The organism is Burkholderia sp. YIM B11467, assembly GCF_052952715.1.
The window spans coordinates 1-25558 of record NZ_JBQVSQ010000005.1; the positions used below are offsets into that span (position 1 = coordinate 1).

The window sequence follows — 25558 nt, forward strand, 5'->3', positions numbered from 1 at the left end:
TCGCCGCACGTGCTGCCGGGCTCGCGCGACGGGTTCCGGATGGGCGACGCGAAGCTGGTCGACACGATGATCGTCGACGGCCTGTGGGACGTGTACAACCAGTACCACATGGGTATCACGGCGGAGAACGTCGCGAAGGAATACGGGATCACGCGCGACGAGCAGGACGCATTCGCGGCGCTGTCGCAGAACAAGGCGGAAGCCGCGCAGAAGGCCGGCCGCTTCAACGACGAGATCGTGCCGGTGTCGATTCCGCAACGCAAGGGCGAGCCGCTGCAGTTCGCGACCGACGAGTTCGTGCGTCACGGCGTGACGGCGGACTCGCTGGCGGGGCTGAAGCCGGCGTTCTCGAAGGACGGTTCGGTGACGGCGGCGAACGCGTCGGGCCTGAACGACGGCGCGGCGGCGGTGCTGGTGATGTCGGCGCAGAAGGCGGCGGCACTCGGCCTGACGCCGCTGGCGCGGATCAAGGCGTACGCGAACGCGGGCGTGGATCCGAGCGTGATGGGCATGGGCCCGGTGCCGGCTTCGCGCCGGTGCCTGGAGCGCGCGGGCTGGACGCCGGGCGACCTGGACCTGATGGAGATCAACGAGGCGTTCGCGGCGCAGGCGCTGGCGGTGCACAAGCAGATGGGCTGGGACACGTCGAAGGTGAACGTGAACGGCGGCGCGATCGCGATCGGCCACCCGATCGGCGCGTCGGGCTGCCGGATCCTGGTGACGCTGCTGCACGAGATGGCCAAGCGCGATGCGAAGCGCGGGCTGGCGTCGCTGTGCATCGGCGGCGGGATGGGTGTCGCACTCGCGGTCGAGCGTCCGTAACCGGCCGTTCGCTACCAGCGAACCGAATCCGGGCGCCGGCCGATTGCGGCTTCGGCCGGCGCCACGTGAAGTCAGAGGGGCCTCAGGCAGCTCTCGAAACCAAAAAATGGAGTGAGATTTATGTCTCAGCGAATTGCGTACGTAACGGGCGGGATGGGCGGCATCGGCACCAGCATCTGCCAGCGTCTGTTGAAAGACGGCTTCAAGGTGGTCGCGGGTTGCGGCCCGAATTCGCCGCGCCGGGTGAAATGGATCGAGGACCAGAAGGCGCTCGGATACGATTTCATCGCGTCGGAAGGCAACGTCGGCGACTGGGACTCGACCAAGGAAGCGTTCGACAAGGTCAAGGCCGAAGTCGGCGAGATCGACGTACTGGTCAACAACGCGGGCATTACGCGCGACGTCGTGTTCCGCAAGATGACGCATGAAGACTGGACCGCCGTGATCGACACCAACCTGACGAGCCTGTTCAACGTCACGAAGCAGGTGATCGACGGGATGGTGGAGCGCGGCTGGGGCCGGATCGTCAACATTTCGTCGGTGAACGGCCAGAAGGGGCAATTCGGCCAGACCAACTATTCGACCGCGAAGGCCGGCATCCACGGCTTCACGATGTCGCTCGCGCAGGAAGTCGCGACGAAGGGCGTGACGGTCAATACCGTGTCGCCGGGCTACATTGGCACCGACATGGTGAAGGCGATCCGTCCTGACGTGCTCGAGAAGATCGTCGCGACGATCCCGGTGCGACGTCTCGGCGGTCCGGAGGAAATCGGCTCGATCGTCGCGTGGCTCGCGTCGAACGATTCCGGCTTCGCGACGGGCGCCGACTTTTCGCTGAACGGCGGCCTGCACATGGGCTGAACGCCCGGGCTGTGCGGGCCGGGTGGCCGCGCAGCCGGGTGTGTTCCGAAGGCCCCCGCCTCCCGGATTCGGGCGGCGGGGATTCGTCACTTGCGCTACGCTGCACAGAAGGGCGTTACATGACCACTACAAAGAAGACGGCCGAACGGCTCATCAAGAAGTATCCGAACCGCCGGCTCTACGATACCGAGACAAGCACGTACATTACGCTCACCGACGTGAAGCAACTCGTGCTGGAGCAGGAGGACTTCAAGGTCGTCGATGCGAAATCCAGCGAAGACCTGACGCGCAGCATCCTCCTTCAGATCATCCTCGAAGAGGAAAGCGGCGGTGTGCCGATGTTCTCGTCGTCGATGCTGTCGCAGATCATCCGCTTCTACGGTCACGCGATGCAGGGCATGATGGGCACGTACCTGGAAAAGAACATCCAGGCGTTCATCGATATCCAGAACAAGCTCGCGGATCAGTCGAAGAACCTGTACGACACCAATGCGATGAATCCGGAAGTCTGGTCGCAGTTCATGAACATGCAGGCGCCGATGATGCAAGGGATGATGACGAGCTACATCGAGCAGTCGAAGAACATGTTCGTGCAGATGCAGGAACAGATGCAGAACCAGGCGAAATCGATGTTCAGCACGTTCCCGTTCAAGCAACCGGGCGCGTCGGAGCCGGAGAAGAAGTAGCGATTTCGCGGCAGGCCGGCCGTGGCGGCGCGAGCTGTCGGGCGTCGGTGCCGTGAAGCAAGGCGGCGCGGGGCGGCCGATCGATCGTGCGTTTCCGCACGACGTTGCGCGGCTGCCGCCTGCCGGAAGTGTTCGCCGACGGTCGTTCATGATCGTCGGCACCGAATGCTCGCGCCGGGCATGAACGGGCATGACCGTGGTCCGGTCGATCGAGCTCCAGTCACATACGAATGAACGCCGGGACGCACCGCACCTGACAGGTGCGTGTGTACCGGCGCGGATGTTTGCCTGTCGAACCCGCAGCGGCGCAGCACCGCAAAGCCGTGGAAGTCGTTTGTCGCGAAACGCGGCATCGGGTTCCGGGCACGACACGATGTTCGATGCCGCGCCGATGCGGTGCGGCCAAGAAAAACAAACCGGATGAGAGAGAGCATGCGAGGGATTCAAATGGCATCGGCCGGCAGGCTGGCCGGTTTTGCTTCGATGTTCATGTGCGGCATTGGCCTGGCCGCACCGGGCTTTGCGATGGATTGCGCGAAAGCCGCGCAACCGATCGAGAAGCGCATCTGCGCGAATCCCGGGCTGCGGGCGGCCGATGCGCGCATGAATTCGGCCTATGCGGGCGTGCTGAAGGCTGCGCCGGACGCTGCTATCCGCGACATGCTGGTGCGCAGCCAGCGCCGCTGGATCGACGCGCGCAACAACCGTCTCGGTGCCGATTACGATGGCCGTGCGATGGCCGTCGACGAAGTGCGCAAGGCAATCGATCGGCGCACTGCCGTGTTGGCCGATCAGTCGGGTAAAGGGCTGGTCGCGCGAGCGCTGGCCGAGCGGCAGTGGCTCGCGAAATACACGGGTGGCCCGTTGACGGGTTTCGACGGAAACTGCGATTTCATTCCCGACGATGCGAGTGGCGCGCACGTTTCATATGCGTGTTTCGGCGCGGTCCATGTGCAGAATCGTGCGCGGGTCTGCAGCCAGAGCGAGGACTGGGCGACCGGCGCGGTTTATCAGTACCGGTTGGTGAGTGCGGCCGACGGCGGGAAGGTGCGACCGGTGGCGTTCTGCGAAGCGCAGGCGCATGCGAGTGCGTGCGACAACGGTGGAACGCAATCGGGGTGGATGCGCGCGGGGGCGGCTGGTGGCGATAACCACGCGTCAACGCCGGTAACCGGGTTGCCGCAACTCGATGCGGAAATGTGGCCGATCGGTGATGGAGACGACGCGGTGTGGTTCGATCGGTGCCTGACGGCGGCGATGTTTCCGTGAACGCAGGACCGAATCAAGCCCGCTTTGACGGGCTTTTTTACGACCTCGTCGCGGGCGCGATTTCACGCAACGCGGGCCGGATGTGTGCGAATGCCGACGGTAACGCCGACGGGTCCGGCCCGGATTGTTTCAAAGCGCCGGGAATCCTTACTCGTCGTCGTGCGGCGGAAGATCGAGCACGAGCTTGACGGCGCTGTAGTTCGCCTTGAGCGAAAACACGCGGCCGATCACGAGAAACGTCTGCCGCGAATTCTCTAGCTCGACGAAGTCACCGGGTTGCGGAACGTGTGCGCCCTGGTCGTAGGAAAAGCTGGTGCTGGTTTGCTCGCCGATGGTTTCGGCAGCGTGTTCGGTGAATTCGATCGTGATGTGGGTGGTCATGCGGGCCCCGTTGGGTAATGGAAGAGAACGAACGCTGCGATTTTCGCATAGCGGTGAGGCGGTTTTGGGGTGATTCTGGCGCGGTGGCGTTTGCCGATCATGCCCGTCATCTCGTCGCATCGTCTTGATAGGGATGGATCGGTTTCCCCTATCGATCTGGCGCGCCCTCGCGAGGCGCACATTGACGTTGTGGTCCGTAGCATCGCAACCGCCGGTTTTGGCTCGCCGACCCATAAATAGCTGTAATCCCGCGCTTTTGCTGCTGCACCACCACAGTCCAGATGTCCCAATCCCCCAAAGTAGGGTTCGCATCCCACGGGTGCCCGAACGTCACTCGATATTAATCAGCCGGTGCGGGTAGCTAGTACGTATCAACGGTGTTAACACGTCGATGCGATGAGGCTAAAGTGTATCTACACGTTTATACGTGAGCTATGGAGATATGAGATGACTGTTCAAACCCTCAAGCGTTGGGGGAACAGTCTTGCGGTTCGTATTCCCGCGAGCGTAGCGCAAGAGGCACGCCTCGCAGAGGGGCAGGAAGTCGACATTCATGTGGTTGATGGCAAGGTGCAGATTCTTCCGCACGTTGGCGTCAAGCGATTTTCTCGAGAGCGATATTTGCAGCAGCTTCGCGATCGGAAACTCGAACCGCATCCGATTTTGGACTTCGGCGATCCGCAGGGCACTGAGTTCGGAGGCCCGGACGATTCCACCTGACGCGGAACCGATAGGATCCAAAATATGCTGAACGGAGTACCCGAAGCGGGTGATGTAATTCGGCTGTACATCGGGCCGAGCAAAGGTAACGAGCAAGACGGTTATCGCGCTGTCGTGGTCATCACGCCAGCCGATATCAACGAACTGACGGGGCGCATAGTTGGCTTACCGATTACGTCCTCCGGTCGAGGGTGGGAGTCGGAGATTCCGATTTCAAGCCTCGCTCGCAACGGTGGTGACAGGAGCGTGGAGTTTCGTACTTTGGCATTACAAGGAACGGTTCGGGGCGTACTTGACCAGAAGTGTTCAACATGATTTCGACGTTTGACTAGCCGAAATTCAAAGCGAGTTTCGTGACAAGGAAGCCAAGTTCCAAGCGGACCTGAGAGCGAAGGAAAAACTGATCGCGCCCACCGCGTCGGCCAATAGTCAATGCAGCCTTCGGCCGTATGCGTGCCTGCCCACCTATGCGATCACGCAAGGGGGCAGGCAAATAAGAGAAGATCTTTCTAATCACTGCGCATGCGATGATTAGCGAAATTACTCGGTCGTTGACGCATTGGGCACCGTTTGTTCCGTTCCCCAAGAGGCTCCATCGAATGATTTGTAATGAATGCTGGATTTTTTGGCATCTTTGTACGCCAAATACAGATTCTTATTGAATACCGCTAATGTGGCCGGTTCGGATGTTGTGGAACCCGAAACTCCTCTGTCGGACCCCCAGCTTGTCCCATCGAACGAATTGTAATAAATTTGGTTGTCGGTGCCGCCCCCTTTGTGCGCCATATACAATTTCCCATTGAATGCCGCTAATGCAACCGCCTGGCTGGTCCAGTCCCAGTCGTTGATTTTTTTCGGTTGATCCCAGCTATTTCCAGTGAGGTTGTATGAGGTATAGTAAATGCTGTTGTCGTCGACTCCCTTGTATGCTAGGTACATCCTGTCGTTGAACGTCGTCAATGCAACCGGCTGGGTGGTTTCGGCGCCGTGGACGCCGACATAGCCTCCCGATTTCCAGCTCGTTCCGTCGAATTTATGGAAGTAAATGTGCGAGTCGTTGGGGCCCTTGTGTGCCATGTATAACCTTCCATCGTATGTCACCATGGCGACCGGTTGACGAGTGCTGTCTTGCGGCACGGTATGTTCCTTGGGATCCCAGTTCTTCCCATCGAACGATGCGCAGTAAATGTTGTTGTTGTCGAGACCACCTTTGTGCGCCATGTACAGCTTCACGTTGAATGCTGCTAATGTAACTGCCTGGGTGGTCCAGAAAGCACCATTTTTGACTGGCGTCGGGTTCTCCCACTCTTTCCCATCGAAAGATGTGAGGTAAATGTTGTTGTCGCTGCCGGCGCCTTTGTATGCCAGGTATAGCCTCCCATTGAAGGTCGCCAATGAAGGGTAATTTAGTGCTTGGGTGGTGTCCGGGGAAGTGTCCTGGTTGCTTTCTTCGTCAACAAGCCGATTGTTGTCATTCATGATGTGCCTCTCTCAATTGTTAACAGCTTTTGAATCGCCGACGTATTTAAGTCAATGCTGTTTAGGCCTGCACGTGAAATTTGAACGCTCACGTGCAATAAACGTAGTCTTGTTCATGCCGCAGAGCCATTACACTCGATTACGCGCCTGTGTTATCTGGACGTAGCGCGATTCGATGGAATTGCTGACACTCGATCACTTCGAAGCGCTAAGCGAAAGGCATAACGAAAACGGCCCTGAAGCACCGTTGTTTTCATGCAGAGGTCGGCTTCGATAATCTGCGAAGATGCCCGCTGCCGACCGGCGTGGTGATCCGCAACCCGTGAAAGCTGATCGTGCTGGTGATCGGCGCGATGAACTGCACATCGTCCGTACCGGCGATCTCGGTCGGCTTCTTCGTTGCCGTGGTTCTCTCTTACGTTCGATTCGATGACCCGGACCCTCGGGTTCATTTCCCGGCAGTGGCCGCACGCAGTGTTGATGCTGGCCCACGGAGCGCGGAAACGCTTCCCATAGGGACATCGAGCACAGGTCGCCGGTACAGCGCGAAGCGCCCTTCGTGCAGCCTAACAAACGATCGGTTGCGCCTTCAGCCGCTCGCGGTTGTATCCGTGCTGTCGCTGGTCGTCACAACCGAGATGCCGGCGTTCACAATCTGCCCCTGAGCCTGTAGCGATTCAGCGCGGCTTAGGCGATTCAGACCCTCGACTTCAGGACGAAGTCGGCCGGCACCTCGTTGTCCTTGATGGCGCGCGGGGATACGCCAAGCGCGCCTTGCCTGATGTACCGCTGTTGACAGGCCGACAGACCCTCATCCCGAAGAGAAGGGGACGTATCACCCCCCATCCCCCGATCCACTGCCGATCTGGCGGCCTATCCGATCCAACACGCCATGACCGCTTTCCCCGCCAGTTTTGCCTCGCCGAACCCTAAATCGCTGTAAACTCACGCTTTTGCTGCCACGCCCCCACACATCCAGATGTCCCAATCCCCAAAAGTAGGGTTCGTATCCCTCGGGTGCCCGAAAGCCCTCGTCGACTCCGAACAAATCATCACCCAGCTGCGTGCCGAAGGTTATGAAATCTCCGGCACCTACGACGGCGCCGACCTCGTCGTCGTGAACACCTGCGGCTTCATCGACGAAGCCGTGCAGGAAAGCCTCGACGCGATCGGCGAAGCGCTGACCGAGAACGGCAAGGTGATCGTCACCGGCTGCCTCGGCGCGAAGTCGAGCGCCAGCGGCTCGAACCTGATCGAGGAAGTCCATCCGAAGGTGCTCGCCGTCACCGGCCCGCACGCGGTGGGCGAAGTGATGCAGGCCGTGCACTCGCACCTGCCGAAGCCGCACGACCCGTTCGTCGACCTCGTACCGGCCGCCGGCATCAAGCTCACGCCGCGCCACTACGCGTACCTGAAGATTTCCGAAGGCTGCAACCACCGCTGCACGTTCTGCATCATCCCGTCGATGCGCGGCGATCTCGTGTCGCGCCCGGTCGCCGAAGTGATGCTGGAAGCCGAGAACCTGTTCAAGTCGGGCGTGAAGGAACTGCTGGTGATCTCGCAGGACACGAGCGCGTACGGCGTCGACGTGAAGTACCGCACGGGCTTCTGGAACGGCAAGCCGATCAAGACGCGCATGACCGACCTGGTCGCCGCGCTCGGCGAACTCGCCGCGCAGTACGGCGCATGGGTGCGCCTGCACTACGTGTATCCGTACCCGAGCGTCGACGAAGTGATTCCGCTGATGGCCGAAGGCCCGTTCAAGGGCCACGTGCTGCCGTATCTCGACGTGCCGTTCCAGCACGCGCACCCCGAAGTGCTGAAGCGCATGAAGCGTCCGGCGAACGCCGAGAAGGTGCTCGAGCGCGTGCAGAAGTGGCGCGAGATGTGCCCGGACCTGACGATCCGCAGCACGTTCATCGCGGGCTTCCCCGGCGAGACGGAAGAGCAGTTCGAAACGCTGCTCGACTTCATCCGCGTGGCGGAACTCGATCGCGTCGGTTGCTTCGCGTACTCGCCGGTCGAAGGCGCGACCGCGAATGAACTCGACGGTGCGCTGCCCGACGAGGTCCGCGAGGAACGTCGCGCGCGCTTCATGGAAGTGGCCGAGGAAGTGTCGGCGAACCGCATCCAGCGCAAGGTCGGCAAGACCCTCAAGGTGCTGATCGACGAAGTCAGCGCGGAAGGCGGCATCGGCCGCACGGCGGCGGATGCGCCGGAGATCGACGGTGTCGTTTATGTCGAGCCGGCGGCGAAGGCGTCGAAGCGCTACAAGGTCGGCGATTTCGTGTCCGTGAAGATCACGGGCGCCGACGGCCACGATCTGTGGGGCGAGGTGTAAGCAATGACCGGCGCATTTCCGGAGATCCTCGCGCTCGGCGAGGCGATGATCGAATTCAACCAGTCGCAGCCGGGCCGTCCCGAGTTCCTGCAGGGCTTCGGCGGCGATACGTCGAACTTCTGCATCGCCGCGGCACGCCAGGGCGCGTCGACCGGCTTCGTGTCGGCGATCGGCGACGATCCGTTCGGCCGCCTGCTGGCCGACATGTGGCGCGCCGAGCACGTCGATACGACGTACGTGCGGATCGACCGCGCGGCGCCGACCGGCGTGTATTTCGTCACGCACGGCGCCGACGGCCACCAGTTCGACTATCTGCGCGCGGGCTCCGCGGCGAGCCGCTATGCGGTGGGCGATCTGCCGCTCGACGCGCTGGCGGCCGCGAAGGCCGTGCACCTGTCGGGCATCAGCCTCGCGATCAGCACGGCCGCGTGCGACGCCGCGTTCGCGGCGGTCGACCATGCGCGCCGCAACGGCGCGAAGGTCAGCTTCGACACGAACCTGCGCCTGAAGCTGTGGCCGTTGTCGCGCGCTCGTGCGGTGATGCGCGAGGCGCTGCGCCAGACGGACATCTGCCTGCCCAGCTGGGACGACGTCACGGCGCTCACGGGCGCGAACGATCGCGACGCGATCGTCGACGCGATGCTCGAACACGGGCCGCAGGTCGTCGCGCTGAAGCTCGGCAAGGACGGCGCGTATGTGGCGACGCCGAACGAGCGGCGCGTCGTGCCGGGCTTTGCGGTCGAGGCGGTCGATGCGACAGGCGCGGGCGATTGCTTCGGCGGCGCATTCGTCGCGCGGATCGTCGCGGGCGACGATCCGTTCGCGGCGGCGCGTTATGCGAACGCGGCGGCTGCGCTGTCGACGACGGGCTACGGCGCGGTCGCGCCGATTCCGCACCGCGACGCGGTGGAGCGCCTGATGCAAGGCTGACGCGGAACACGCACGCCGGCCACGACCCCGCACGATCGATTCATTCGCTGACAAGGATGAGGAGGCAACATGCAACGTGAAGTGGTGGTGGTGAGCGGCGTGCGTACCGCGATCGGCGATTTCGGCGGCAGCCTGAAGGACATCGCGCCGACCGAGCTCGGCGCGAAAGTCGTGCGCGAAGTGTTGCAGCGTGCGCAGGTGTCGGGCGACGAGGTCGGCCACGTGGTGTTCGGCAACGTGGTGCACACGGAGCCGAAGGACATGTATCTCGCGCGCGTTGCCGCGATCAACGGCGGCGTCGCGCAACATGCACCGGCGCTCACGGTCAACCGGCTGTGCGGTTCGGGGCTGCAGGCGATCGTGTCGGCCGCGCAGGGCGTGCTGCTCGGCGATGCGGACATCGCGATCGCGGGCGGCGCGGAGAACATGAGCCGCGCGCCGTATTCGATCCCGGCCGCGCGCTTCGGGCAGCGCATGGGCGACATGCGCGCGGTCGACATGATGGTCGGCGCGCTGAACGATCCGTTCCAGACGATCCACATGGGCGTGACGGCCGAGAACGTCGCGGCGAAGTACGGCATTTCGCGCGACACACAGGATGCGCTCGCGCTCGAATCGCACCGCCGCGCGTCGCATGCGGCGAAGGCCGGCTACTTCAAGGAGCAGATCCTGCCGGTTGAGCTGATCGGCTCGAAGAAGGGCACGCCGGTCATGTTCGATCGCGACGAGCACGTGCGCCACGACGCAAGCCTGGAGGATTTCTCGAAGCTGCGGCCCGTGTTCGTGAAGGAGAACGGCACGGTGACGGCCGGCAACGCGTCGGGTATCAACGACGCGGCGGCCGCGGTGCTGCTGATGGAGCGCGGCGTTGCCGAGAAGCGCGGCGCGAAGCCGCTGGCGCGCCTCGTCGCGTATGCGCACGCGGGCGTCGATCCGGCCTACATGGGGATCGGTCCCGTGCCGGCCACGCAGAAGGCGCTCGCGCGCGCAGGGCTGACGGTCGCCGATCTCGACGTGATCGAGGCAAATGAGGCATTCGCCGCGCAGGCCTGCGCGGTGACGCAGGAACTGGGTCTCGACCCGGCAAAGGTGAATCCGAACGGGTCCGGCATTTCGCTCGGCCACCCGATCGGCGCGACGGGCGCGCTGATCGCCGTCAAGGCGCTGTACGAGTTGCAGCGCGTCGGCGGCCGTTACGCGCTCGTCACGATGTGCATTGGCGGCGGGCAGGGCATCGCCGCGATTTTCGAGCGAATCTGAAGCAAGGAGCAACGCAAGGTGGGTCGATATTCGGAATGGCAACGGGCGCTCGTCGTCGCGGGCGCGCTGGCGGCGGGCATGGCGATGTCGGGCGCGGTCGCGGCGCAGGCCGTCGCGCCGGGCACGCAACAGGACGAACCGGCACCCGCGCGGCCGCTGCGGCCGAATCCCGAGTTTGCTCGCCTGCCGCGTTACGAAGGCACGCTCGGCGACCGGCCGATCGTCGTGCATCTCGGCCCGAAGACGGACGAGGAAGGCGTGCATGGCGAATACCAGTTCACCGACACGGGTGAGGTCGTCCTGCTCGCGGGCGATCGCGACGGCGATACGCTGGAAATCGAGGAATCGAACGACGGTACGAACATCACGGGCGTGTGGGTCGGCCGCTTCGACGCGACGGGCGACCTGAAGGCCGACCGGATGAACTCGGACGAGTCGGACCCGCAGCCCGTCGTGCTGCGTCTCGCGCCGGGCAAGCGCGCGGCGCTGCAGGTGCGCGACGGCCGCGTGCAGGAGATCGAGACGGTAGGCGGCGTCGTCAACCTGCGCACCGACGACTGAGCTCGCGCTGGCTCGGTGTGCGCGGCGCGCATTGTACCGGGCCAAATGCGCCGATTTTGGCTAATCTAGCGACACATTCCGCAACCGAACGGCCTCGTGCCCGCCTTCCTGTCATGACTGCATCCACTTCCAAGCGCGCGCTACAAACCCGCATCGTTCAACCCGACGACGTCATTCCGGAAGGCTTCCGTTCGTTCGTGCCGCCGGTCGCGCGTGCGTCGACGGTCGTGTTCCCCGATCTCGCGACGATGCGCGCGCTCGTGTGGCACAACGACAACCAGTGGCGCTACGGGCTGCACGCGACGCCGACGTCGCTCGCGCTCGCGCAGCGGCTCGCCGAGATCGAGGGCGGCACGCACGCGCTGCTGCAGCCGTCGGGCCTCGCAGCGATCATGAACGTCTATTTCGGGATCGTGAAAGCGGGCGACGACGTGCTGATTCCGCACAACGTGTACGGGCCGAATGCCGACTTCGGCAACTGGCTCGCGAAGGATTTCGGCATCACGGCACGCTTCTACGATCCGCTCATCGGCGCCGGCATCGCGGACCTGATCCAGCCGAACACGCGGCTGATCTGGATCGAGGCGCCCGGCTCGGTGACAATGGAAGTGCCCGACGTGCAGGCGATCACGGCGGTCGCGAAGGCGCGCGGCATCGTCACCGCGATCGACAACACCTATTCGGCCGGGCTCGCGTTCAAGCCGTTCGATCACGGTGTCGACATCTCGATGCAGGCGCTGACCAAGTACCAGTCGGGCGGCAGCGACGTGCTGATGGGCGCGACGATCACCGCGGACGCGGAGCTGCACGCGAAGCTGAAGCTCGCGCGGATGCGCTGCGGGATCGGCGTGTCGGTCGACGATTGCTCGCTCGTGCTGCGCAGCCTGCCGAGCATGCAGGTGCGTTTCGACGCGCACAGCAAGAGCGCGCTTGCGCTCGCGCAGTGGCTGAAGGCGCGGCCGGAGATCGCGTCGGTATTGCACCCGCAGATTGCCGACTGCCCGGGGCACGCGTCGTTCATGCGTGACTTCACGGGCGCGGGCGGGCTGTTCTCGATGGTGTTCGACGCGCGCTACAGCGCGGAGCAGATCGACCGCTTCGTCGAGTCGCTCGAACTGTTCGCGATCGGCTGGAGCTGGGGCGGCGCGTGCAGCCTCGCGATGCCTTACGACGTCGCGTCGATGCGGCCGGACTGGCCGCATCGCGGCACGCTGGTGCGTTTCTATGTCGGTCTCGAGGACGAAGCCGACCTGCGCGCGGACCTCGAGCGCGCGATGCAGGCCGCACTCGGCTGATCGCAGGCCGATCACGGTCGCGGAAAAACGAAACGCCGGCGCGATGCGACATCGCGCCGGCGTTTGTCTTTGAGGTTGTGCGGAATCAGAACAGCCGCAGCAGCCCGTCGAGGCCGACGTGATCGAACGCGACCGTTGCCGCTTCGCGCACGACGGGCTTCGCGTGGAATGCGACCGACAGCCCGGCTTCGGCCATCATCTTCAGGTCGTTCGATCCGTCGCCCATCGCGATCGCGCGGTTCGTCGCAAGGCCGAGCGACGCGCACGTCTCGCGCAGCAGGCGCGCCTTCACGTCGGCGTTGACGATCTCGCCGAGCACCTTGCCGGTCAGTTTGCCGTCGACGATCTCGAGCGTGTTCGCCTGCGCGTAGTCGAGGCCGAGGCGCGCCTTCAGCCGCTCGGTGAAGAACGTGAAGCCGCCCGACACGAGCAGCGTCTTCATGCCGGCAGCCTTCACGCCGGCCAGCATCGTTTCGGCGCCGGGCGACAGTTGCAGCCGCTCCTCGTACACGCGTTCGAGCGCCTGCGCGTCGAGCCCGGCCAGCAGCGCGACGCGGCGCGTGAGGCTTTCGTTGAAATCGCGGATCTCGCCGCGCATCGACGCTTCGGTGATCTCGGCGACCTGCGTTTTCAGGCCGCAGAAATCGGCGATCTCGTCGATGCATTCGATCGTGATCAGCGTCGAATCCATGTCCATCACGACGAGCCCGAAATCGCCGAGCGCGAGGCCGACCTCGACGAATGCGAAGTCGAGCGCGTGCGTGCCGCAGTACGCGTCGATGTCGAGACGCTGCGCCGGGTTCGCATTGTCGATGCGCAGCGCGTGATCGTCGGTCTGCACGATGCGGGTGCCGCGCGACAGCGCGAGCAGCGGTTTGTGATGGGCGTCCGACAGCGGCGCAAGACTCTGGATGACGAGGTTGTGGGTCATGGCGGGATGGTTGGAAGGCGAATGAAACGCTTACGCGGCCAACGGGCGGCCGCCTGCGAACGCGGCCCCGTTCGGCTGCGGGCCATTGCGTCGCGAACGCGCCATTGTAGCCGCTCGGTCGAGGCCGGTACGAATCCTGAGGCCGGACGCGAACCGGCACGCGCGCGGCGCGAGCACGAACACCGGTGCCTAACGTTCGTCCGCGCGATCCCAATAAGGCGGATCGCCGAAATGCTCGGCGAGAAACGCGATGAACGCGAGCGTCTTCAGCGGCACGTGCGCGCGGCTCGGATAGACGGCCCAGATCGCGACGTCGTCCGCGAACGGATAGTCGTCGAGCACCGTGACGAGCGCGCCGCTCGCGAGCAGCGGGCCGACGTCCCAGGTCGACTTGATCGCGATCCCGAAGCCGTCGACGAGCGCTTCGCGGATCGCCTCGCCGTTGCTCGCGACGAGCCGGCCGCCGACCCGCACGGTGAGCGGGCCTTGCGGCGTGGCGAACGACCAGTCGCGCTGGTCGCCGAGGATCACGCATTCGTGTTGTGCAAGGTCGGCCGGATGGCGCGGCGTGCCGCGCTCGGCGAGATACGCGGGCGAGCAGCACAGCACACGGCGGTTCACGGCGAGCTTGCGCGCGACGAGCGTCGAATCCTTCAGCGCGCCAAGGCGGACCGCGACGTCGTAGCCATCGTCGACGAGATCGACGATCTCGTCGGACAGCCGCAGGTCGAGCGACACCGACGGGTAGCGGCGCAGGAACGCGGGAATCACCGGCGCGACATGCTGGCGGCCGAACGACGACGACATCGACACCTTCAGCCGCCCGTACGGCTCGCTGCGGCCACGGCCGACCGACGCGCGCGCGGCGTCGGCGGCCGACAGCAGCGCGTCGGCGCGCGCCATGAAGACTTCGCCGTCCTGCGTGAGGCTGATGCGGCGCGTGGTGCGGTGCAGCAACCGCGCGCCGAGCTGACGCTCGAGCTGCGCGATGCGCGCGCTCGCGACCGCGGCCGAGACGCCGAACTCGCGTCCGGCTGCGGTGACGTTCGCGAGCAGCGCCGCGCGCACGAACAGCGCGACGTCGAGCAGGTCGAGCGGCTTGTCGGGCGCCGGAATCGGATCGGACGGCATTATTTTGAAATTCCTGAAAATGTTTCAGGAAATATAGCGGTTTTCTCGAAGGATCGGGTTGCCTACGATGACGTTCATGGGGCTGCGCCGCAGCCCGCCCGGTTTCCCTGAAAGGAGTTTCGTGATGAAAGCCGTTGGACTGACCCGCTATCTGCCGATCGACGACCCGCAAGCCTTGCTCGACGTGGAACTGCCGCAGCCCGTGCCGGGCCCGCGCGACCTGCTCGTGAAGGTCGAGGCCGTTTCCGTGAACCCGGTGGATTTCAAGGTGCGCGCGCCGAAACCGAAGGTCGAGGACACACCGCGCGTGCTCGGCTGGGATGCGGCCGGCACGGTCGTCGCGGTCGGCGCCGACGTCACGCTGTTCCGGCCCGGCGACGAAGTGTTCTACGCGGGCAGCATCACGCGGCCCGGCACGAACAGCGAATTCCATGCGGTCGACGAGCGGATCGCCGCGCTGAAGCCGCGCACGCTCGACTTCGCGGCGGCGGCCGCGCTACCGCTCACCGCGCTGACCGCATGGGAAGCGCTGTTCGACCGGCTGCATGTATCGCCGCAGGGCGCGGACGCCGGCAAGTCGGTGCTGATCATCGGCGGCGCGGGCGGCGTGGGCTCGATCGCGATCCAGCTGGCGAAGACGCTCGGCAAGCTGCACGTGATCGCGACCGCGTCGCGGCCGGCGTCGGCCGAATGGGTGCGCTCGCTCGGTGCCGACGCGGTGGTCGACCATTTCGGCGACCTGCCTGCGCAGTTGCGCGACGCAGGGCATCCGAACGTCGACTACGTGCTGATCTTCAACGACACGGACCGCCATTTCCCTGCCGCTGCGGAAGTAATCCGGCCGCAGGGCGGCATTTGCACGATCGTCGAGAACGATAAGCCGGTGCCGGTCGAACTGCTGAAGGCGAAGAGCGCCGCGTTTCATTGGGAATTCATGTTCACGCGCGCGATGTTCGAGACGCCGGACATGATCGAGCAGCACCGGATCCTCGGCGAAGTCGCGCGGCTCGTCGACAGCGGCACGCTGCGTACGACGGTCGGCGAGCAGCTCGGCGCGATCAATGCGGCGAACGTGCGGCGCGCGCATCAGTTGCTCGAGGGCGGGCGCGCGATCGGCAAGCTCGTGCTGAGCGGCTTCTGAGCGCCGTCAGGCCCGTCGCTTCGTACCACGCCCCTCGACGGGCCTCCCCCAAGGTGACTTCCTTCGAGGCGGCCCGGCGTTTTCCCGAGCGCCGGCCTCACGCGTAAGGTTGCGGCGTCGCGAGCGCAAGCGGGGTAACACCCGATGCGTTTGCGGCGCATTGCATCCCGCTTGGCGGTAGACTGGCAGCGCATCATGCATCGAAAACCGCGCGGCACGCGCGTGCCGCCGCATTACAAGGAGGTCAGCATGAGCCAACGCAGCTTGTCGGTCGCCGCATCGTGGTCGGTCGTGTTCGCGGCGGCGTGCGTCAGCGCGAGCGTATTCGCGGCGCCGCCGGTCAAGGGCAGCCTGAAGGGCGGCGGTACGGGACAGCTCGAATACACCGTCAAGGTCGATTCGAAGACCTTCGGTAATACGCAGGAGACCCGCAAGATCCGCTCGGGCGAGACGGACGACTTCAACTGGAAGTCGGTGCCGCCGAGCGGCGCGGTCGCGATGCCGAGCGGCTGCCCGAACGCCGACAGCCTGCCGCGCGACGAGAACGGTGCGATGGTGCGCCAGACCCAGGTGCGGCTTGCGCCGTCGGTCGACGCGAAGGGCGTTGCCAACGTACAGCTGAGCTTCCAGGCGGCCGCGCCGAAGGGCACGCGCAACGTGACGGCCGGCGGCAAATCGCTGCAGTGTCCGGACGTCGCGTCGGTGAGCCAGGTGAAGTGGGTGTCGATTTCGACCAACGGTGGTTCGAAGTCCGTGACGATGAGCGATGGCACGAAGGTGACGGTGTCGATCAAGCATTGAACGGCGCCGCGCGGGCAGGTGGGTCGTCCGGTGCGCGCACAACGGATTCGAATGGCGTGACAAGCAGGGCGGCACGTGACCGTTGCGTGCCGCCGTCACGATGCTTTCCCGCGACCTGCTTCGCGGTACTGACAGTGCGGCGACAACGGTATTGCACCGTTCGCCGCGCGTCGGCGGTTCGTGACGGCTTGCGTGACGTCATGCGGATGTCACGCTATGCTCGGCCACATCATCACCTTCCTGTAACGAAATCCCGATGAAATTCCGAATGCGCATGCTGCTGTCCGCTGCTGCGTTCGTCGCCGCGCACGCGCAGGCGGCCGACGATTGCAGTTTCGTGAAGAAGGTCGAGCTGCCGTCGCGGCAGCAGGTGGCGGTCGTGTCGAGCGGCGCGCTCGAACCGTGCTCGACCGGCAGCTACGCGGTGCGCGTGTATTCGACCGCGCATGCCGCGCCCGGCTTCGATACCGACGATTACGTGACGGGCGTGCTGCATGCGCGCGATGGCACGATCGCCGACGCGTTTACGGCCGACCTCGGCGCGCGGGCGCCGCAGGCGCTCGTCGTGACGACACGTTCGGCTGGCAGCGGCGGTTATGTCGGCGCGCAGGCGTATGTGACGACGCCGCGCGCGGTGCGGCTCGTCGCATCGGTCGACGGGCTCGCGCCCGGCGCGGACATCGCGGCGGCGTTGCGGCAGGCGATCGGCAAGCGCCGCGCTGCGCGCTGACTACGCAATCGCGCTTCGCGCGGCGCTGTTGCGTGTCAGTGCGCGCGCTCTTCTAGCCGTGCCGCGAGAAAGCGGTGATCGGCCGAGAACAGCCGGCGATAGGTCATCAGCACCGCGCCGACCGTGCCGAGCGCGGAGGCCGCGGCAATCAGGAACATGATCACGATCTGGTAGCGCACGGCCTGCAGCGGCGACTGGCCGGCCAGCACCTGGCCCGTCATCATCCCCGGCAGGCTCACGACGCCGACGACGGCCATCTGGTTCAGCGTCGGCAGCATGCCCGCGCGCACGGCCTGGCGCGCGGCGTCCTGCGCGGCTTCCCAGCGCGTCGCGCCCAGCGCGAGCGCGGTCTCGACGCGGTCGCGGCGGGCCGTGAGTTCTTCCATCATCCGCTCGACGCCGAGCGACACGCCTGTCAGCGTATTGCCGAGAATCATCCCGAGGATCGGAATCGCGTATTGCGGCGCGAACCACGGATGGATGCGGATCACGACGAACAGGCCGACCGCCGCGACGAACCAGCTGCTGAACCAGATCGACGCGATGCTGTCGATGCGCTGGCCGCGGTACGTGCGCTTGCCGCGTCCCGCGCCGGCGAAGCCGGCAATCAGCGTCATCAGCGCAGTGAGCGGCAGCACGACGTACCAGTGAGGATGACCGAACACCCAGCCGAGCACGTAACCGATCGCGAGCAACTGGACGACGGTGCGCACCGCCGCGAGCGCGAGCTTGCGGCCGAGGCCGAGCGACAGTGCGGCCGAGATCGCGCCGTTGACTGCGACGAGCGCGGCGGCAATGCCGACGTCGACGAGACTCAGGTCCTGCAGTGCCGGGCTCATTGCGCAGCCTCCGTCGGGTTCGCGACATGCAGTACGCCGGCCTGCATGACGAGCCGCATCGTGCCGATCCGCGCGGCCTGCGCCGGATCGTGCGAGATCCACATGTATGCGCGTGCGTCGGGCGCCGCGTCGAACCATGCGCCGACGAGCGCCTCGATCGCGCGTGCCGATTCGGGATCGAGCGCGGAGGTCGGCTCGTCGAGCAGCAGCACGTCGGGATCGAGCTGCAGCACGCGCAGCAGTGCCGTGATCTGCGCTTCGCCGCCCGACAGGTCGCTCGCGCGCTTGTCGAGAAAGTCGGGGCCGCGGCCGGCCTGCGCGGCGAGTGCTTCGGCGCGCGCGCGATCGAACGCGACGTCGCGATAGATCGCGAGCGAATACGGATAGCGCAATTGCGCTTCGACGGTGCCGTCCATTTGCGCGGGGCGCTGGCGCACGTACGCGACGCTGCGCCGGTAGCGCGGGATCGCGCTGCGCCGGATCCGGCTGCCGCGCCACAGGATGTGGCCGCCGTCGAGCGGGTCGAGCAGCGCGAGCGCGCGCAGCAGCACGCTCTTGCCCGACCCGGACGGGCCCGTGATGGCAAGTCGCGATCCGGCTGCGAGGCTGAAATCGGTCGGGGCGAGCAGGGTCTTGCCGCTGCTGGCGTCGCGCCGCGTAATGCGCTGCGCATCGATGAGGCCGGTGGGGGCTGTCATGTCACAAATGAAAAAAAGCGTTAACGGCGCCGAAACGTCACCATGGCGTGCGTCATAATACCGATTGAAAAGCCGCGAGTGTCGTGCGCCGTTCGTCCACGCACGCGGCCCGGCATGATGCGGCAACACTTCAGAACAACAACGGAACCGCCATGACGCTAACCCGAGCCATCGGCAAATCGGCTGCATGGATCGTCGGTATCGTCGCGGTGCTCATCGCGGCGGCCGGCGTCTTTCTTTTCACGTTCGACTGGAACCGCGCGAAGCCGTGGGTCAACGAACAGGTGAGTGCGGCACTCGGCCGCCCGTTCGCGATCAACGGCGACCTGAAGGTCGGCTGGCGTCGCCCCGACGGCGAGACCGGCTGGCGCGCATGGGTGCCCTGGCCGAGCTTTTCGGCCACGCAGCTCGAGATCGGCAACCCCGACTGGGCGAAGACGCCCAAGTTCGTCACGCTCGATGCCGCGCACTTCGATCTCGCGATCCTGCCGCTGCTCGCGCACGAGATCGTGATTCCGTCGATCGACATCGAGAATCCCGCTGTCGACCTCGAGCGACTCGCCGACGGCCGCAATACGTGGACCTTCCAGTTCAAGCAATCGTCACAGCCGTCGCCGTGGAAGGTACGGCTCGACAGCTTCGGCTTCGCGAAGGGCACCGTCACGTATCGCGACGCGATCACGAAGGCCGACCTGACCGTCGCGATCGATACGCTCGGGCAGCCGATTCCGCTCGGCGACGTGCTGAAGGAGCAGGAACAGACGTCGCGTGCGGCGTCCGCGCAGCGGGTCGGCAAGCACGGCGCCGCGCAGTTGAGCGCGAAGGCCAACGCAGAAGCCGCGTCGAGCGCATCCGCGGCACAGGCGGCGAGTGCGGCGTCGTCCGCAGGCGCTTCGGCTGCGTCTTCGGTCGCTTCGGCTTCAGCATCGTCTGCCCCGTCTGCCGCTTCCGCATCGACGGCCGCTGTCGCGTCCGGCGCAAGCGGTGCCGCGGCGCCGGCGAAGCCGTCCGGCCCGACCTATGCGTTCGGACTGAAGGTCGACGGCCGCTACAAGAACGTGCCGATCAGCGGTACCGGCAAGCTCGGCGGCGTGCTGGCGATCCAGGACACGTCGCGGCCGTTCCCGCTGCAGGCTGACGTGAAGGCCGGCGACACGCGGCTCGCGATCGTCGGCACGCTGACCGACCCGACGCATCTCGCGGCGATCGACCTGCGGCTGTGGCTGCAGGGCACGTCGATGTCGCACCTTTACCAACTCACCGGCATCACGCTGCCCGACACGCCGCCTTACGCGACCGAAGGGCGGCTGATCGGCAACTTCAAGCGGCGCGCGAGCACATTCCGCTACGAGAACTTCAACGGCCGCGTCGGCGGCAGCGATCTCGGCGGCACGCTGGTGTACGAGCAGCGCGAGCCGCGGCCGAAGCTGTCGGGCGAACTCGTGTCGAACCTGCTGCAGTTCGCCGATCTCGCGCCGGTGATCGGTGCGGACACGGCCGCGAGCAAGGCGCAGCGCGGTGACACGACACGCCAGCCGTCGGGCCGCGTGCTGCCGGTCGAGACGTTCCGTACCGACCGCTGGCGCGCGCTCGACGCGGACGTCAAGTTCACGGGCCGCAAGCTGGTCAAGAGTTCGGACCTGCCGATCACGAACTTGTACACGCACATCGTGATGCAGGACGGCGTGCTGTCGCTCGAACCGCTGCAGTTCGGCGTCGCGGGCGGCACGCTCGCGACGACCGCGCACCTCGACGGCAGCGGCGCGCCGCTGAAGGGCCGCTTCACGGTGGCCGCGCGTCACCTGAAGCTCAAGCAGCTGTTCCCTGCGCAGAAGGTCATGCAGTCGGCGCTCGGCGAGATCAACGGCGACGCGTCGCTGTCGGCGACCGGCAATTCGCCGGCCGCGCTGGCCGCGACGTCGAACGGCGAAGTGAAGGCGCTCGTGACCGACGGACGCATCAGCCGCCTGCTGATGGAAGCGGCGGGGCTGAACGTGGCGAACGTCGTCTACGAGAAGCTGTTCGGCAACAACGACGTGAAGATCAACTGCGCGGCGATCGATTTCGTCGCGACCAACGGCATTCTCGACCCGAAGGTGTTCGCGCTCGATACGGACGACGCGCTGATCAACGTCGATGGCCCGATCAGCCTGCGCGACGAAACGCTCGACCTGAAGATCCATCCGCATACGAAGGGCTTCCGGATCTTCTCGCTGCGCTCGCCGCTGTATGCGAAGGGCACGTTCAAGAACCCGAACGTCGGCGTCGATGCGGGCGCGCTCGCGCTGCGTGCCGGCGCGATGATCGGGCTCGGGCTGATCAACCCGTTCGCGGCGCTGATCCCGCTGATCGCGCCGAGCAACAACCGGGACGTGCCGTGCTCGGAACTGTTCGGGCAGATGAAGGAGAAGGTCGCGCAGAAGGCGGCCATGAAGGCCGGCAAGTGATGTGCGGATGTGCGCGCTCGTCGCCCGGCGAGCGCGAGGCGCGTTTGCGCAACGCAGCCGCGCCGCACGCCGCACGCGGCGTGTGCGCGCAACGGCCAGCCGCCCGGTCGCGCCGATCCGGCGACCGTTGCGACCGCCAGCGGGCGTGTCAGCGGCCCGCGCGCGCCCAGTGCAGCACGGCGTCGACTTCCCGGCCGTCGATCCGCGCCGGGGCGGCGGTGCCGAGTTGCAGGCGATCGCCGTCAAGCACGGCGACCCGCTGCTGCACGTTGCCGATCCAGTTCGGGAACAGGCTGACGTCCATTTCGTGGGTCAGCGTGCCGTCGTCGTCGACATGAAAGGGGCCGGAATAGGCGACGTAGCCGCGCGCGGCGGTCGCACACTCGTCGGCGGTGCCGCCGTGCAGGTCGCCGTTCGCGTAAGGCGGCCGACCGGCTGCCATCAGCTGGGCGGACATGTAGCCGTCCGGTGTGTAGAGAATCCAGCCGCGCACGTCGCGACCGAGCGGGTAGGCGACCGCGCTGCCGTCGCGCGGGCGGACTTCGTAGGACACGAGGCGCCATGCGCCGACGAGTTGTTCGCGAAGCTGGCTGGCAAGCATGCGGGATTCCATCCAGTAAGACGGCGGTGGGGCGCGTGCCGTCGTGTTGGCGGGCCGCCGGGCGGCGGACCAGGGGTCGGAATGCGCTGTCGGAACGGCATGGTCGGCAGTTTCTCCGACACCTGCTAAAATACACGGTTTTCCGTCGATTTATCCTTTAACGGGACCTGCCGTGCTTTCTACTGCCAACATCACGATGCAATTCGGGCCAAAGCCCCTGTTCGAGAACATCTCGGTCAAATTCGGCGAGGGCAACCGCTATGGTCTGATCGGCGCGAACGGCTGTGGCAAGTCGACGTTCATGAAGATCCTCGGCAGCGACCTCGAGCCGAGCGCCGGCAACGTCGCGCTGGAGCCGAACGTCCGTCTCGGCAAGCTGCGCCAGGACCAGTTCGCGTACGAAGACGTGCGCGTGCTCGACGTCGTGATGATGGGCCACACCGAGATGTGGGCCGCAATGACCGAGCGTGACGCGATTTACGCGAACCCGGAAGCCACCGACGACGACTACATGCACGCGGCCGAGCTCGAGAGCAAGTTCGCCGAATACGGCGGTTACGACGCCGAAGCGCGCGCGGGTGCGCTGCTGCTCGGCATCGGCATCGAGGAGAAGTTCCACAGCGGCACGATGAGCGACGTCGCGCCGGGCTGGAAGCTGCGCGTGCTGCTCGCGCAGGCGCTGTTCTCGAAGCCTGACGTGCTGCTGCTCGACGAACCGACCAACAACCTCGACATCAACTCGATTCGTTGGCTGGAGAGCATGCTCAACGAGTACAACTCGACGATGATCATCATCTCGCACGATCGTCACTTCCTGAACTCGGTGTGCACGCACATGGCCGACATGGACTTCGGTACGCTGAAGGTCTGGCCGGGCAACTACGACGACTACATGCTCGCGTCGGCGCAGGCGCGCGAGCGCCAGGCCGCGGCGAACACCCGCGCCAAGGAGCGTGTCGCGGAACTGCAGGACTTCGTGCGCCGCTTCTCGGCGAACAAGTCGAAGGCGCGTCAGGCGACGAGCCGCGCGAAGCAGATCGACAAGATCAAGATCGAGGATTTCAAGCCGTCGTCGCGGCAGAACCCGTTCATCCGCTTCGAGTTCGAGAAGAAGCTGCACAACGTCGCGGTGGTCGCTGAAGACATCACGAAGAAGTACGAGCGCACGATCTTCCAGAACTTCAACCTGTCGGTGCAGCCGGGCGAGCGTATCGCGATCATCGGCGAGAACGGCGCGGGCAAGACCACGCTGCTGCGTTCGCTGCTCGGCGCGCTCGCGCTCGAACACGGCACGGTGAAGTGGTCCGAGAACGCGAATGTCGGCTACATGCCGCAGGACACGTACGAGGAGTTCCCGAACGACATCACGCTGATGGACTGGATCGACCAGTACCGCAAGGATGGCGACGACGAAACGATGGTGCGCGGCACGCTCGGCCGCCTGCTGTTCTCGTCGGACGACATCAAGAAGTCGGTGAAGGTGCTGTCGGGCGGCGAGAAGGGCCGCATGATCTGGGGCAAGCTGATGCTCGGCCGCCACAACGTGCTGCTGATGGACGAGCCGACCAACCACATGGACATGGAGTCGATCGAGTCGCTGCAGATCGCGCTCGAGCAGTTCGAAGGCACGCTGATCTTCGTGTCGCACGACCGCGAATTCGTGAGCGGGCTGGCGAACCGGATCATCGAGGTGCGCACGGACGGTACGTTGTTCGACTTCGGCGGTAACTACGAAGAATTCCTGACGAGCCAGGGGCAGGAGTAATTGCGCTTAGTTTGTCCTGAGACCACCGTTCATGTGTTCCGGATTGACCCGCGGAATTGTCCCGGCGGGACAATCGAAGGCGCGGCGCACGGCATTTTAGGAGGTTCGGTAGCGAGCGTGTAGGGTGGGATCACCTGAAAGCAAAAGACCCACACTGGCGATATGTCGGTGTGGGTCTTTTCTTATGCAAGTCTCGAGTATCTGGGGCTCCAGGGGCGGGCTCTAGGAGTCGATCGGGTGGACAAAGAGGTTCACAAGCGAGCTTCGCCGGAGCAACTGGCCGCTCGCATGGAGATTATGATTAATGTTTAATGGGATTTGATCAATTCTTCGCCTTATCGAGAGCCTCTTTTATTAAATCGATGAGTTTATCCGGGCTGGATTTGTTTAATATCTTATCGAAAATGTCATGAAGCGGGGATGCGGGTTCATTTTTGGATAGAACGCGAATTGGATTTTCTCCAAAATTCTTTACTGCATATTCGCGTAGCATCTTGATCATCTGCTCGTCGCCGTCCATTTCTTCTTTGTATCCGACGTATGCATGCGCTGCTGCAGATTTGAAGGCGTAATCTTCGCCGAGTCGTTGACTGTGACCATACTGTCTTGCTGCGAACCAAGTAAACCATACAACAGGCGCGAGAATCAAGAAGCGCAATAGCGAGAATAGCAAGTTGGATTGACTTGCTTTGACGCTTGCGGCAGCGGCAGCCACCGACGTCGTCGAAGCGGCAGCCGGGGCGGCGGCGACAGCAGCGGTTGCAGCCTTCGCCTCTTGCAAGACACCGATTCCTAGGTAAATTCCAACTCCAGTTAGTGTACAGATCCCGATGAAGAAAAACCCAGCCCAAAAGTACTGGATTTTTGTTAGTTCCTTGCGCCGATCCTCGAAGGATTTGGCCAAAGCAACCCGGCTGGCACCCTGTAACGTTGCATCTACTTCGGCTCGCTTCTTCTCAAAATATTCGAAGAGTTCATGCTGTTTGGTAACGGCCTCATCCAACTCTTGTACGTGGGCGTCAACCCTTTGCTTCTCTGCCTCGGATGCCGTAGCACTTGCTGCTGCAGTAGTATTCGAAGTCTGTGCTGCGCGTTCATAGCCGACTACCTTCTCCGCAAGTACGGATAGTTCTGCTTGCATTGACTCGGCGTTTGATAGCAATGCAGCTAGCTTGCTCTCCGCTTCGCTCGCTCTTGCTGAGACTGCGATAATTTCGCGTGCTTGCCCCTCCAATTCCGTAATGCGCGGCAGGCGATTGCCAAAGTCTATATCTGGAGGTAGAGGCAAGAGCCATGGCAGAGTAGATCGAATTGACCAAAGGAAAGACTGGAGCGTGTTTGTTGTCTGTTGCAACCAAGTAGGACCACTTTGCGCTGCAGTATTGAGATGATTGTCTATGCTGTTGACCGCGTTTTCGATGCCTTGCCAATAAATGGATTTAAGTCCGGGGTCTACGTCAATTTGCTCGGTGCGTTCGACGCCAGCAATTACGATGGAAAACCATGAAGTAATGGTTCCTTTTGGTATTTGGAGGTTTCCTTGTCCCGGAACATTCTCGGGTAGATTTGGAATATATGTTTCCCACTTTTCTTTTGCGTTTCGCAGGCGGTCGGCTAACGGGGTTGCGCTCATTGTTTTCCTTTTCAGTGCAGTCGGGCCGGGACCGGTCGGGGCTGGCGTAAAGATATTTCAACTCGCTCTGGGAAATTTGGCAAGCTGTAGACGGTGTCTCAGGCAATATGGGGGTAGTCCGCAGAAGTCACCCCGTTCGCCTGCGAGGTGGCCTCGAGAGTCAATCTACCTTCTTCGCCAAATCGTCGGCGCGGAGGATCGCGCCATTCGACCAAATGCGGCTTGTCGAGCTTCGA

Annotated in this window: 24 protein-coding genes; 16 read left to right on the forward strand and 8 right to left on the reverse strand. The window is 64.3% G+C overall.

Annotation, left to right across the window (positions count from 1 at the left end; all coding sequences use genetic code 11):
- From ACTRWB_RS18175 to ACTRWB_RS18190, 4 genes are all read left to right on the forward strand, one after another.
- On the forward strand, positions 1-822 hold an 822-nt coding region (locus ACTRWB_RS18175; protein WP_446902774.1), incomplete at its 5' end, for an acetyl-CoA C-acetyltransferase.
- Positions 823-942: 120 nt separating this feature from the next.
- Positions 943-1683 carry a 3-ketoacyl-ACP reductase gene (locus ACTRWB_RS18180; RefSeq protein WP_193098495.1) on the forward strand — a complete coding sequence of 247 codons (741 nt, stop codon included), beginning with the start codon at positions 943-945 and terminating at the stop codon, positions 1681-1683.
- Between the two features lie 119 nt (positions 1684-1802).
- Complete coding sequence (phaR, locus tag ACTRWB_RS18185; RefSeq protein ID WP_129512258.1) at positions 1803-2369, forward strand: polyhydroxyalkanoate synthesis repressor PhaR; 567 nt, start codon at positions 1803-1805, stop codon at positions 2367-2369.
- Between the two features lie 432 nt (positions 2370-2801).
- Positions 2802-3638 (forward strand): lysozyme inhibitor LprI family protein, encoded by an 837-nt coding sequence (locus tag ACTRWB_RS18190; RefSeq protein ID WP_446902775.1) that lies wholly within the window; start codon positions 2802-2804, stop codon positions 3636-3638.
- Positions 3639-3785: 147 nt separating this feature from the next.
- Here ACTRWB_RS18190 and ACTRWB_RS18195 read toward each other — a convergent pair whose 3' ends face one another.
- On the reverse strand, positions 3786-4019 hold the full coding sequence (locus ACTRWB_RS18195) for a hypothetical protein (RefSeq protein ID WP_343492275.1): 234 nt from the start codon (positions 4017-4019) through the stop codon (positions 3786-3788).
- A 447-nt stretch (positions 4020-4466) separates the two neighbouring features.
- Here ACTRWB_RS18195 and ACTRWB_RS18200 point away from each other — a divergent pair, with 447 nt between their 5' ends.
- Both ACTRWB_RS18200 and ACTRWB_RS18205 read left to right on the forward strand, forming a co-directional pair.
- A complete protein-coding gene (locus tag ACTRWB_RS18200; protein WP_343492276.1) occupies positions 4467-4739 on the forward strand; it encodes an AbrB/MazE/SpoVT family DNA-binding domain-containing protein in 273 nt (90 codons plus the stop codon).
- Between the two features lie 24 nt (positions 4740-4763).
- Complete coding sequence (locus tag ACTRWB_RS18205; RefSeq protein ID WP_446902776.1) at positions 4764-5054, forward strand: type II toxin-antitoxin system PemK/MazF family toxin; 291 nt, start codon at positions 4764-4766, stop codon at positions 5052-5054.
- A 225-nt stretch (positions 5055-5279) separates the two neighbouring features.
- Here ACTRWB_RS18205 and ACTRWB_RS18210 read toward each other — a convergent pair whose 3' ends face one another.
- Positions 5280-6218: a hypothetical protein gene (locus tag ACTRWB_RS18210; protein WP_446902777.1), complete on the reverse strand. Its 939-nt coding sequence runs from the start codon at positions 6216-6218 to the stop codon at positions 5280-5282.
- A gap of 979 nt (positions 6219-7197) precedes the next feature.
- Between ACTRWB_RS18210 and rimO the strand changes: the two genes are divergently transcribed.
- The 5 genes from rimO (at position 7198) to ACTRWB_RS18235 (ending at position 12605) form a co-directional block, all read left to right on the forward strand.
- A complete protein-coding gene (gene rimO, locus ACTRWB_RS18215; RefSeq protein ID WP_048250895.1) occupies positions 7198-8559 on the forward strand; it encodes a 30S ribosomal protein S12 methylthiotransferase RimO in 1362 nt (453 codons plus the stop codon).
- Positions 8560-8562: 3 nt separating this feature from the next.
- A complete protein-coding gene (locus tag ACTRWB_RS18220; protein WP_343492280.1) occupies positions 8563-9489 on the forward strand; it encodes a sugar kinase in 927 nt (308 codons plus the stop codon).
- 69 nt (positions 9490-9558) lie between these two features.
- Positions 9559-10749 (forward strand): beta-ketothiolase BktB, encoded by a 1191-nt coding sequence (bktB, locus tag ACTRWB_RS18225; RefSeq protein ID WP_446902778.1) that lies wholly within the window; start codon positions 9559-9561, stop codon positions 10747-10749.
- Positions 10750-10767: 18 nt separating this feature from the next.
- A complete protein-coding gene (locus ACTRWB_RS18230) occupies positions 10768-11310 on the forward strand; it encodes a hypothetical protein (protein ID WP_129512253.1) in 543 nt (180 codons plus the stop codon).
- A 113-nt stretch (positions 11311-11423) separates the two neighbouring features.
- Positions 11424-12605: a cystathionine beta-lyase gene (locus ACTRWB_RS18235; protein ID WP_446902779.1), complete on the forward strand. Its 1182-nt coding sequence runs from the start codon at positions 11424-11426 to the stop codon at positions 12603-12605.
- A gap of 85 nt (positions 12606-12690) precedes the next feature.
- On the opposite strand, the gene serB is transcribed toward ACTRWB_RS18235, so the two are convergent.
- Both serB and ACTRWB_RS18245 read right to left on the reverse strand, forming a co-directional pair.
- Positions 12691-13536: a phosphoserine phosphatase SerB gene (gene serB, locus ACTRWB_RS18240; RefSeq protein ID WP_446902780.1), complete on the reverse strand. Its 846-nt coding sequence runs from the start codon at positions 13534-13536 to the stop codon at positions 12691-12693.
- A 189-nt stretch (positions 13537-13725) separates the two neighbouring features.
- Positions 13726-14667 (reverse strand): LysR family transcriptional regulator, encoded by a 942-nt coding sequence (locus ACTRWB_RS18245; RefSeq protein ID WP_446902781.1) that lies wholly within the window; start codon positions 14665-14667, stop codon positions 13726-13728.
- 124 nt (positions 14668-14791) lie between these two features.
- On the opposite strand from ACTRWB_RS18245, the gene ACTRWB_RS18250 reads away from it, so the two are divergent.
- From ACTRWB_RS18250 to ACTRWB_RS18260, 3 genes are all read left to right on the forward strand, one after another.
- Positions 14792-15808 carry a zinc-binding alcohol dehydrogenase family protein gene (locus ACTRWB_RS18250; protein WP_343492284.1) on the forward strand — a complete coding sequence of 339 codons (1017 nt, stop codon included), beginning with the start codon at positions 14792-14794 and terminating at the stop codon, positions 15806-15808.
- A 249-nt stretch (positions 15809-16057) separates the two neighbouring features.
- The gene (locus tag ACTRWB_RS18255) at positions 16058-16609 is read left to right on the forward strand and encodes a DUF6013 family protein (RefSeq protein WP_129512248.1); all 552 of its coding nucleotides are present in this window, start codon (positions 16058-16060) and stop codon (positions 16607-16609) included.
- A 256-nt stretch (positions 16610-16865) separates the two neighbouring features.
- The gene (locus ACTRWB_RS18260; protein WP_446902782.1) at positions 16866-17339 is read left to right on the forward strand and encodes a PliI family lysozyme inhibitor of I-type lysozyme; all 474 of its coding nucleotides are present in this window, start codon (positions 16866-16868) and stop codon (positions 17337-17339) included.
- 35 nt (positions 17340-17374) lie between these two features.
- On the opposite strand, the gene ACTRWB_RS18265 is transcribed toward ACTRWB_RS18260, so the two are convergent.
- Together ACTRWB_RS18265 and ACTRWB_RS18270 are read right to left on the reverse strand one after the other, a co-directional pair.
- The gene (locus ACTRWB_RS18265; RefSeq protein ID WP_126361734.1) at positions 17375-18178 is read right to left on the reverse strand and encodes an ABC transporter permease; all 804 of its coding nucleotides are present in this window, start codon (positions 18176-18178) and stop codon (positions 17375-17377) included.
- Positions 18175-18876: an ABC transporter ATP-binding protein gene (locus tag ACTRWB_RS18270; protein WP_446902783.1), complete on the reverse strand. Its 702-nt coding sequence runs from the start codon at positions 18874-18876 to the stop codon at positions 18175-18177. Before ACTRWB_RS18270 ends, ACTRWB_RS18265 begins: the two co-directional genes overlap by 4 nt.
- 152 nt (positions 18877-19028) lie before the next feature.
- Here ACTRWB_RS18270 and ACTRWB_RS18275 point away from each other — a divergent pair, with 152 nt between their 5' ends.
- Positions 19029-21323: an AsmA family protein gene (locus tag ACTRWB_RS18275; RefSeq protein WP_446902784.1), complete on the forward strand. Its 2295-nt coding sequence runs from the start codon at positions 19029-19031 to the stop codon at positions 21321-21323.
- A gap of 148 nt (positions 21324-21471) precedes the next feature.
- Here the strand turns inward: ACTRWB_RS18275 and ACTRWB_RS18280 are convergent, their stop codons facing one another.
- Positions 21472-21924, reverse strand: a complete 453-nt coding sequence (locus ACTRWB_RS18280; protein ID WP_193098483.1) for a lipocalin-like domain-containing protein — start codon at positions 21922-21924, stop codon at positions 21472-21474.
- A 172-nt stretch (positions 21925-22096) separates the two neighbouring features.
- On the opposite strand from ACTRWB_RS18280, the gene ACTRWB_RS18285 reads away from it, so the two are divergent.
- Positions 22097-23689: an ABC-F family ATPase gene (locus ACTRWB_RS18285; protein WP_193098482.1), complete on the forward strand. Its 1593-nt coding sequence runs from the start codon at positions 22097-22099 to the stop codon at positions 23687-23689.
- 322 nt (positions 23690-24011) lie between these two features.
- Here ACTRWB_RS18285 and ACTRWB_RS18290 read toward each other — a convergent pair whose 3' ends face one another.
- Positions 24012-25322, reverse strand: coding sequence for a hypothetical protein (locus tag ACTRWB_RS18290; RefSeq protein WP_446902785.1), 1311 nt, complete (start codon positions 25320-25322; stop codon positions 24012-24014).
- Positions 25323-25558 lie beyond the last annotated feature (236 nt).

Coding starts and splice junctions, on each gene's coding strand:
- ACTRWB_RS18180 (WP_193098495.1), top strand. CDS start 943: ATGTCTCAGCGAATTGCGTACGTAACGGGCGGGATGGGCGGCATCGGC.
- phaR (WP_129512258.1), top strand. CDS start 1,803: ATGACCACTACAAAGAAGACGGCCGAACGGCTCATCAAGAAGTATCCG.
- ACTRWB_RS18190 (WP_446902775.1), top strand. CDS start 2,802: ATGCGAGGGATTCAAATGGCATCGGCCGGCAGGCTGGCCGGTTTTGCT.
- ACTRWB_RS18195 (WP_343492275.1), bottom strand. CDS start 4,019: ATGACCACCCACATCACGATCGAATTCACCGAACACGCTGCCGAAACC.
- ACTRWB_RS18200 (WP_343492276.1), top strand. CDS start 4,467: ATGACTGTTCAAACCCTCAAGCGTTGGGGGAACAGTCTTGCGGTTCGT.
- ACTRWB_RS18205 (WP_446902776.1), top strand. CDS start 4,764: ATGCTGAACGGAGTACCCGAAGCGGGTGATGTAATTCGGCTGTACATC.
- ACTRWB_RS18210 (WP_446902777.1), bottom strand. CDS start 6,218: ATGAATGACAACAATCGGCTTGTTGACGAAGAAAGCAACCAGGACACT.
- rimO (WP_048250895.1), top strand. CDS start 7,198: ATGTCCCAATCCCCAAAAGTAGGGTTCGTATCCCTCGGGTGCCCGAAA.
- ACTRWB_RS18220 (WP_343492280.1), top strand. CDS start 8,563: ATGACCGGCGCATTTCCGGAGATCCTCGCGCTCGGCGAGGCGATGATC.
- bktB (WP_446902778.1), top strand. CDS start 9,559: ATGCAACGTGAAGTGGTGGTGGTGAGCGGCGTGCGTACCGCGATCGGC.
- ACTRWB_RS18235 (WP_446902779.1), top strand. CDS start 11,424: ATGACTGCATCCACTTCCAAGCGCGCGCTACAAACCCGCATCGTTCAA.
- serB (WP_446902780.1), bottom strand. CDS start 13,536: ATGACCCACAACCTCGTCATCCAGAGTCTTGCGCCGCTGTCGGACGCC.
- ACTRWB_RS18245 (WP_446902781.1), bottom strand. CDS start 14,667: ATGCCGTCCGATCCGATTCCGGCGCCCGACAAGCCGCTCGACCTGCTC.
- ACTRWB_RS18250 (WP_343492284.1), top strand. CDS start 14,792: ATGAAAGCCGTTGGACTGACCCGCTATCTGCCGATCGACGACCCGCAA.
- ACTRWB_RS18255 (WP_129512248.1), top strand. CDS start 16,058: ATGAGCCAACGCAGCTTGTCGGTCGCCGCATCGTGGTCGGTCGTGTTC.
- ACTRWB_RS18260 (WP_446902782.1), top strand. CDS start 16,866: ATGAAATTCCGAATGCGCATGCTGCTGTCCGCTGCTGCGTTCGTCGCC.
- ACTRWB_RS18265 (WP_126361734.1), bottom strand. CDS start 18,178: ATGAGCCCGGCACTGCAGGACCTGAGTCTCGTCGACGTCGGCATTGCC.
- ACTRWB_RS18270 (WP_446902783.1), bottom strand. CDS start 18,876: ATGACAGCCCCCACCGGCCTCATCGATGCGCAGCGCATTACGCGGCGC.
- ACTRWB_RS18275 (WP_446902784.1), top strand. CDS start 19,029: ATGACGCTAACCCGAGCCATCGGCAAATCGGCTGCATGGATCGTCGGT.
- ACTRWB_RS18280 (WP_193098483.1), bottom strand. CDS start 21,924: ATGCTTGCCAGCCAGCTTCGCGAACAACTCGTCGGCGCATGGCGCCTC.
- ACTRWB_RS18290 (WP_446902785.1), bottom strand. CDS start 25,322: ATGAGCGCAACCCCGTTAGCCGACCGCCTGCGAAACGCAAAAGAAAAG.